This is a genomic window from Candidatus Aquarickettsia rohweri (genome assembly GCF_003953955.1).
Classification (GTDB): Bacteria; Pseudomonadota; Alphaproteobacteria; order Rickettsiales; family Midichloriaceae; genus Aquirickettsia; species Aquirickettsia rohweri.
This window is the reverse complement of the sequence record NZ_RXFM01000065.1, coordinates 1-7669: the sequence shown is the minus strand read 5'-3', so window position 1 is coordinate 7669 and position 7669 is coordinate 1. Positions and strand designations below refer to the sequence as shown.

Below are 7669 nucleotides of genomic sequence, written 5' to 3'. Positions count from 1 at the left end.
GTATAAAACCATTTGCAGTTGGCAGAAAAAATTGGATGTTCTGTGCAACAACTAAGGGTGCTAAAGCTAGTGCAAATATTTATAGTATTATTGAAACTTGCAAAGTAAATAAGATTAATCCTTATGATTATTTAAAATATTTGCTGAATCATATTCATGATTATTCTGATCCAAAAGAGTTAGTAAATTTACTTCCATATAATATTGATAAAAAAATATCATCAAATTAAATTTTTTTTAGAATTATCAAAAAACTTAAGAAACCCAAAGAAAGGCGGATAATACTTGTCAAGATGGGGATATTTTAGCGTTTACATTGCAAAATTAAAACTAGTACCATTGGCAGATCTTAATCTTAAGTATCCTTGGCCAGAAGTTATTACATTGCTATCATTATCAACTAATTCAACGATTGCTTTTCCAGAAGTTTTTGTATTTATTTCGGATATTAATCTGTTAATAGTAATTTGGTAATTAGAATCTCTAATAGAGTCTAAATCTATTTCAATCATGCCAAGTGATCCGCTAGAATCTTTTGCTTGAGTTCCATCATTTGGGTTTAAAAAAGCTATTTTAAATTTTCCATTTACGCATATAGATTCATTACTACTAAATTTCATATTGCCTGTGACTGATTCAAATCCAGAAGAAGGTAAGGCATCTGCATAAGCTGAATTGACCTGCTTAACAAGAGTATTAGTGTAAATATCCAATCTATTCATTATATCTGGTATAATTTTATCTCTTAAGTCAAAAAATGCTCGCAACTCTCCACCTCTTAAATGATGTGTGATTTCGTCAGTAACTTCGCTTGTAACTATATCATTTCTAAGTGCAGGTGAATCATCATGTAAATTTTCATCAATCACTGAAAGTGCAGGAATTTTAAAACTTTTATCTAAATAATCTTTTAAATTATCTGTATGTGAAAATTCAACTTTATATTTTATATTTCCTTTTATTAAAGGAATTCCTGTTGTTGTTTCTACAATTAATGCACCTTCTTTATCAAAACGTTGATTAATATCAATAATTTTAGATATCTCGCGTAATTCATTATCAAGCTTGGTTTTTGCATCGTTATATTTCATATCGCTGCCTCCCCGAGTATTGCTTTTTAATAAAGGCAAAGAAGAGCTTAGCTCTCTTGCTGAAATTATGTGTGCATTTAATTTTTCAACTGAATCAGCAATTTGTTTATCAATTTTGATCCTTTGTTTTTCAAATTCTTGAGACTGCTTAGAGACAGTATCAGCAAATTTTATTATTGAGGTTATAGTGTTATCCATCTCGGTTGAATCATTGCTGGAGCCTTGTAATTTATTAATGCTTGCAAAAACATTTCCTAACGTTCCTGATACACTGTTTTTTCCATCCAGCTTTAAATTATATAGTGTTTTTAATGTTCCTTCTAATAGTTCTAAAGTTTTTGAACTTGCGCTAAATTCAGAATTCCTGGTATATTGTTCTTCTAGTAACCCATCTGTAATTGCCAAACGAATATCCTTAATTACTGCGCCTAAATTTGGATTAGAAACTACAGTTGCTTCTTGTTTTGTATAATTAGGGTTATTTGCATTAACAATATTTTGTTGTGCTAACCTAATTAATTGTTCATGATTATGAATTGCAGATTCAGTTGTATGTAATACTTGGCTCATAAAACTATACCTCCTTATCTAACATAATATTTTTATTTTTATACTTAGCTTCTGATTTCCCACTTATATTGTAATTTTTATTTTTCATCTGATTCTTGTGTACTGATTCTTTTATTATTTCCATGACCTTAGAACCTATATATTGTGCTTTCTTAATTTTGTTAATATTTTTATTAGAATTATTCAGCAAATTTTGTACCAAATTTTTTATCTCCTCTCTTTTTTGTTTATCTTCTTCTTTTGTGAGATCATAACTGTTAAGAATATCATCTTTATTTCTTGCAAAAAAATTAACAAGTTCTAATGTATCTGGAATTAATTTCTCTGCATCTGAATATTGTTTTTTTTCAATTAAATTTTCTTCTCTTTTAATTAAATCTTTTAATCTAGTTAAAGCACTTATAATTAATTCATGATCAAATTGAGCTTTTTTATCATCTATTTTTTTGCTTTTCGTTTCTGACTCTATTTTTTTATCATTTTTCATTATTGTATTTTTTCATTAGTTGGTTATTTAGATTAGGATCAACTTGATATTTGCCATTTTCAGTAATTTTTTTAGAGTATTCATTAATTAAAAAATAATTTAAAGTTTTTTCAGCAAATCCTCCTCCTGTTAGTGGGTCAGGCTCAATTGTTTCATAAATAGGTTCTAGTAACTTTGTTAATAATGTTGCATTTAATTCATCTAACGATTCCTTGAATTTTTTTTGTTGTAGATTGGATTCATGACTTTTAGTTACATTATATTTAGATTCTTGCAGTTGTTGAATGTGTATACCTATTTTTTGTCCACTCATACTTTTTTAACCTATTTTATTGATATTTCTCCTTGTAATGCTCCTGCTTCTTGAATGGATTTTAATATTGTTATTAAATCTTGTGTTTTTACTCCTAATGAATTTAATCCAGATACTAAATCTGCTAAGTTTGCAGTTGGTTTAAGAATCTTTAAAGCAGTTCCAGGTTCTGATTGTTCTTCAGGGTCATTTTTATTAGATAAAATATTAGATTCCAATTCAAATTCTTTAATTGGAGATACCTTAACAATTAAATTTTTCTGAGCAATAGCCACTTTAGAAATTTTTACATGCTTGCCAATTACTATTGTACCTGTTGCTTCATCAATTATTATTTTAGCTATAGTATCAGGTGATATCACTATATTTTCTATATCTGCTAATAAACCAACTACATTACTTTTATATTCATTTGGGATCTGTAAAGTAACTGTGCCAGGGTCTCGTGATATTGCTAAATTAGAGCTTAAATAAGAATTGATAGCATTTGCTATGGCACGAGCTGTTGTAAGATCTGGATTATTTAATGAAATATTAACGTGCTGTAATGAATTTAAATCAAAATCAATTTCTCTTTCAACAGATGCTCCATTTATAATATAGCCAGAGGTTAAAATTGGTTTAAAAGTATCTTGTCTACTATCGGATAGCTTTCCTATTCCAACTTGACCTTGAGCAACGGCATAAATTTTTCCATCAATTCCCATAAGTGGAGTAGCTAATAAGGTCCCACCTTTTAAACTTTTAGCATCTCCTAATTTACTAAGATTTATAGATATTCTGTTACCAGTTCTTGAAAATCCAGGAAGATTAGCTGTTACCATAACTGCAGCAACATTTTTTGTTTTTAAATTTTCGCCTCTTGTATTTATTCCTAATTTTTCTAATAAATTTACTAGCCCCTTGTGGGTAAAATTTGAATTTTTTAAATTATCTCCTGTTCCATCTAATCCTGTTACTAAACCATATCCTACCAAAACATTATCCCTTATGCCTTCAAAATTAACAATATCTTTAATTCTTGAGTCAGAGTTTGATTTTATAGGAAAAAGTAGTAGAATCCAAAAAATTATAGAAAGTAATTTAATTAATTTATATTGCATTAAATTTCATAACACATCCAATTTGGATAATTTAAGCATTATTAAAAGTAAGTATCAAGAAAATTTATTTAAAAATATATATATATGTTTAATTTTATTAGTTAATAATTTGTAAAATGGTTGAGTTTAGCTTTGGTATTAAGTTTAAAGATTTGTACTCGGTAGGTGGGTTAGAAAAAATTGATCAAAAATTTTTAGAGTTTTTGAGTGAAAGAAATACTGAAATTTTAAGTGAGTTAATAGCACATAGAAAGAATAATAAAATTTCTTCTGAATTTATCATTAAATTAAGCCCATATATAGAGGAATTTATTATAGATTTATTTAATATTTCGTATGATCAAGATAAAATTAGGAGTTATCATAAAAAGACTTCTTCTTTATTTCAGTCTAGGAAGAGATTTATTCAAAGAAAAGTTAAACGTGAAGATTTTAATCCAGCAAAATTAAAGGATGCTATAAGTTTAATCACTGAGAATAATGTAGATCTTGATGATGAATTATCTATTGCCACAAATATTTTAAATTGGCTTGAAAAAGGAGATGAAAAGCTTTTGGAAGCAGCTAAAGTATATGCTGCATGGGTTTTATATTCTAATGAAGGAAGGGATAAATATAAAAATGGGGTATTGTTTAAAATACCTAAAAAATTAGATTTTAATAAATTAATTGATTGCTCTGAATCAGACGATGGAGTGAAATTTTTTAAAGATAAAAAAATTAGATCAAGAGATGGATTTAATCTTAGTGATAAAACACTTACACAACCTAAAGCTATCGTAAATGCGAATTATTGTTTATATTGCCACAAACAAAATAAGGATTCTTGTTCAAAAGGTTTAATTAATAAAACTGCAGATGAAGTTAAATCTAATCCTTTAGATATACCTTTAAAAGGTTGTCCTCTTAAGCAAAAAATTTCAGAAATGAATTTTCTTAAAAAAGAAGGTATAGTTATTGGCGCTTTGGCAACTGCAATTATAGATAATCCAATGATAGCTGCAACTGGTAATCGAATTTGTAATGATTGTATGAAATCTTGTATTTATCAAAATCAAGAACCAGTTGATATACCTTTGGTAGAAAGCAAAATTTTAGATGATGTTTTAAAACTTGATTACGGGTTTGAGATATATAGTTTACTTACAAAATGGAATCCGTTGAAATCTGAAAAATATCTTCCTAATAATATTAATAATAATAAGGTTCTTATCGTTGGAATGGGACCTGCAGGTTTTACTCTTGCTCATTATTTGATAAATGAAGGTTTTACAGTTGTAGGGATTGATGGATTAAAAATTGAGACTATGTCAAGTAATATGTCTGGTATTGATTCAGGTGGTAATAGAACTAATTTTAAGCCAATTAAAGATATTTCAGAGATAATGGAAGAATTAAGTGAAAGAAAGGCATATGGATTTGGTGGGGTTTCTGAATATGGAATTACTGTAAGATGGAATAAAAATTATCTGACTATTTTAAGATTAATTCTTGAAAGAAGAACAAATTTTAGATTATTTGGAAGTATTAGATTTGGAAGCACTATTACTTATGATTCTGCAAAAAATTTAGGGTTTAGTCATGTAGCATTAGCTATAGGGGCAGGTAAGCCTAACATTATAGATGTTGAAAATATTCTCTGTAAGGGTATAAAAACTGCTTCAGATTTTTTAATGGCATTACAAACACTTGGACCAGCTAGAAAAAATAGCTTAACCAATTTACAAATTAGGTTACCAATAGTGGTAATAGGTGGCGGCCTTACTTCTATAGATGCTGCAACTGAAAGTTTAGCATACTATCCTATAATGATTGAGAAATTTTTAGTACAGTTTGAAAAATTAGGAGATAGATTTTTTAATAAACTAAGTGATGAACAAATTGAGATAGCTAAAGAGTATATATTTCATGCTAAACTACTAAGAAAAAATACAAATAATAAATTAAGATTATTAAAAGAATGGGGTGGAGTTAAAATCATATATAGAAAACAATTTGAAGAATCTCCAGCTTATAAATTAAATCATGAAGAAGTTGAAAAGGCATTAGAAGAAGGAATTGAATTTGTTGAAAATACGAATCCTATTAGAATTAATGTTGATCAATATAATCATTGCAAAGAGATTGTTTGTAATAATAAAACTTTAAAAGCTAAGACTGTAATAATTGCAACTGGTACAAATCCTAACACAACTTTAGCAAGAGAGGATAATGAGCATTTTAAATTAAGTGGAAGATATTTTTCATTAATTAAGTCAGAAGAAGATGTTGAGTTTTTTACTAAAACAAGTGAAGATTTTAGTGTTAGTGTATTAGGCGATTCACATCCTAAATATTCAGGCAGTGTAGTAAAGGCAATGGCTAGTGCTAAGCATAGTTACCCATTAATTACAAACTATATATTAAAGCATAATATAAAAAATAATATTCCATATAATGTATTTTTTAATAAATTAAATGATCAGTTAACTTCAAGCGTTATAAAAGTTAATAGACTAACTAAGAATGTTGTAGAAATTTTGGTTAAATCTCCTATAGCTGTCAGTAAGTTTAAGCCAGGACAGTTTTATAGATTGCAAAATTATGAAACAACTGCAAAAGTTAAAAATGGATATCTAAACGTCATTGAGCCTCTTGCTCTTACTGGTGCTAGTGTAGATAAAGAAAAAGGTATAATTTCATTAATAGTACTTGAGATGGGTGGTTCTTCAGATTTTTGCAAAGATTTAAAACCAAATGAAAATATAAGTTTAATGGGACCAACTGGAGCTCCAACTTATATACCAAAAGATGAAAATGTAATATTAATAGGTGGTGGTTTAGGTAATGCAGTTTTGTTTTCTATTGGAAAAGCCTTACTAGAAAGAGGGTGCTATGTTTTATATTTTGCTGGATATAAAAAACAAGAAGATTTATTTAAAATTAATGAAATTGAGAAAGCTGCAAGTGAAGTTATATGGTGTTGTGATGAATCTAAATTGGATTTTTCAAATAATAAATATTTTCATGGAAATATGGTTGAGGCGTTGAAAAATTATGATAATAAACTAAGCAAAAAGCTAAAATTAAAAGAATTTGATAGGATGATAGTGATAGGATCAGATTCAATGATGAAAGCAGTATCCTTTGCTGTTAAGAAGGATTTAAAAGATTTGTTTAACCAAAACATCAAGGCTTTTGCATCTATTAATTCTCCTATGCAATGCATGATGAAGGAAATCTGTGCACAATGTTTGCAAAAACATACAGATCCTGTAACAAATGAAGTTAATTATGTTTATAGTTGTTTTAATCAAGATCAGAATCTAAAACATGTAGATTTTAATCATCTCTCATGTCGTTTAAAGCAAAATAGTTTATTGGAAAAAATTACAAGTTTAGTAAAATAATAACAATTTCTTTTTTGTAACTTAAGGAAAATAACATTGTCAATACATGGTCTATATCTCGCTAAAAGTTTTAACATAAGATGCTATTGTTTGTTAGCTTTTTTCCATCAAAACAAATATAAGTATTATATACAAACACTTGAATACAATTTTGTTAGCAATACAGTCATTGCGAGAGCATTTTAATGCTCGCGGCAATCCAGGACAGGAAAGTTATTAACAAATGTAATTAAGGTAATAATTATGGATCACCACGGTTGCTATGCAACCTCGTGATGACAAAAATAAAAGCATCATTGCGAGGATGATGATAGGCATCCGTGGCAATCCAGATATACACTCCACTTCATGATGATAAGATTTATTATAAATTTCTTATTTCTTAATTGCAGTTCGAGTTAAAAATATGGATTTATTTTAATGTATAAAAGAAACGTAAACGCTAAAATATCCCCATCTTGACAAGTATTATCCGCCTTTCTTTGGGTTTCTTAAGTTTTTTGATAATTCTAAAAAAAATTTAATTTGATGATATTTTTTTATCAATATTATATGGAAGTAAATTTACTAACTCTTTTGGATCAGAATAATCATGAATATGATTCAGCAAATATTTTAAATAATCATAAGGATTAATCTTATTTACTTTGCAAGTTTCAATAATACTATAAATATTTGCACTAGCTTTAGCACCCTTAGTTGTTGCACAGAACATC

Annotated in this window: 7 protein-coding genes; 2 read left to right on the top strand and 5 right to left on the bottom strand. The window is 27.8% G+C overall.

Translation table 11 applies throughout. The features are described from left to right. Positions 1–230 (top strand): transposase domain-containing protein (locus tag EIC27_RS08265; protein WP_205702304.1); only part of this gene is annotated, 230 nt, incomplete at its 5' end. An 81-nt stretch (positions 231–311) separates the two neighbouring features. Here EIC27_RS08265 and EIC27_RS04805 read toward each other — a convergent pair. Genes EIC27_RS04805 through EIC27_RS04790 form a run of 4 tightly spaced genes read right to left on the bottom strand, consistent with a single transcriptional unit; the run spans position 312 to position 3564 of the window. Next, complete coding sequence (locus tag EIC27_RS04805) at positions 312–1661, bottom strand: FlgK family flagellar hook-associated protein (RefSeq protein WP_126044983.1); 1350 nt, start codon at positions 1659–1661, stop codon at positions 312–314. 4 nt (positions 1662–1665) lie between these two features. After that, positions 1666–2148 (bottom strand): hypothetical protein, encoded by a 483-nt coding sequence (locus tag EIC27_RS04800; RefSeq protein ID WP_126044982.1) that lies wholly within the window; start codon positions 2146–2148, stop codon positions 1666–1668. Continuing rightward, the gene (locus tag EIC27_RS04795) at positions 2138–2461 is read right to left on the bottom strand and encodes a hypothetical protein (RefSeq protein ID WP_126044981.1); all 324 of its coding nucleotides are present in this window, start codon (positions 2459–2461) and stop codon (positions 2138–2140) included. The genes EIC27_RS04800 and EIC27_RS04795 overlap by 11 nt, the downstream gene beginning before the upstream one ends. Before the next feature lie 11 nt (positions 2462–2472). Further along, positions 2473–3564, bottom strand: a complete 1092-nt coding sequence (locus tag EIC27_RS04790; RefSeq protein ID WP_126044980.1) for a flagellar basal body P-ring protein FlgI — start codon at positions 3562–3564, stop codon at positions 2473–2475. A gap of 116 nt (positions 3565–3680) precedes the next feature. On the opposite strand from EIC27_RS04790, the gene EIC27_RS04785 reads away from it, so the two are divergent. Beyond that, positions 3681–6953, top strand: coding sequence for an FAD-dependent oxidoreductase (locus EIC27_RS04785; RefSeq protein WP_126044979.1), 3273 nt, complete (start codon positions 3681–3683; stop codon positions 6951–6953). Positions 6954–7473: 520 nt separating this feature from the next. On the opposite strand, the gene EIC27_RS04780 is transcribed toward EIC27_RS04785, so the two are convergent. Then, on the bottom strand, positions 7474–7669 hold a 196-nt coding region (locus tag EIC27_RS04780), incomplete at its 5' end, for a transposase domain-containing protein (protein ID WP_126044202.1).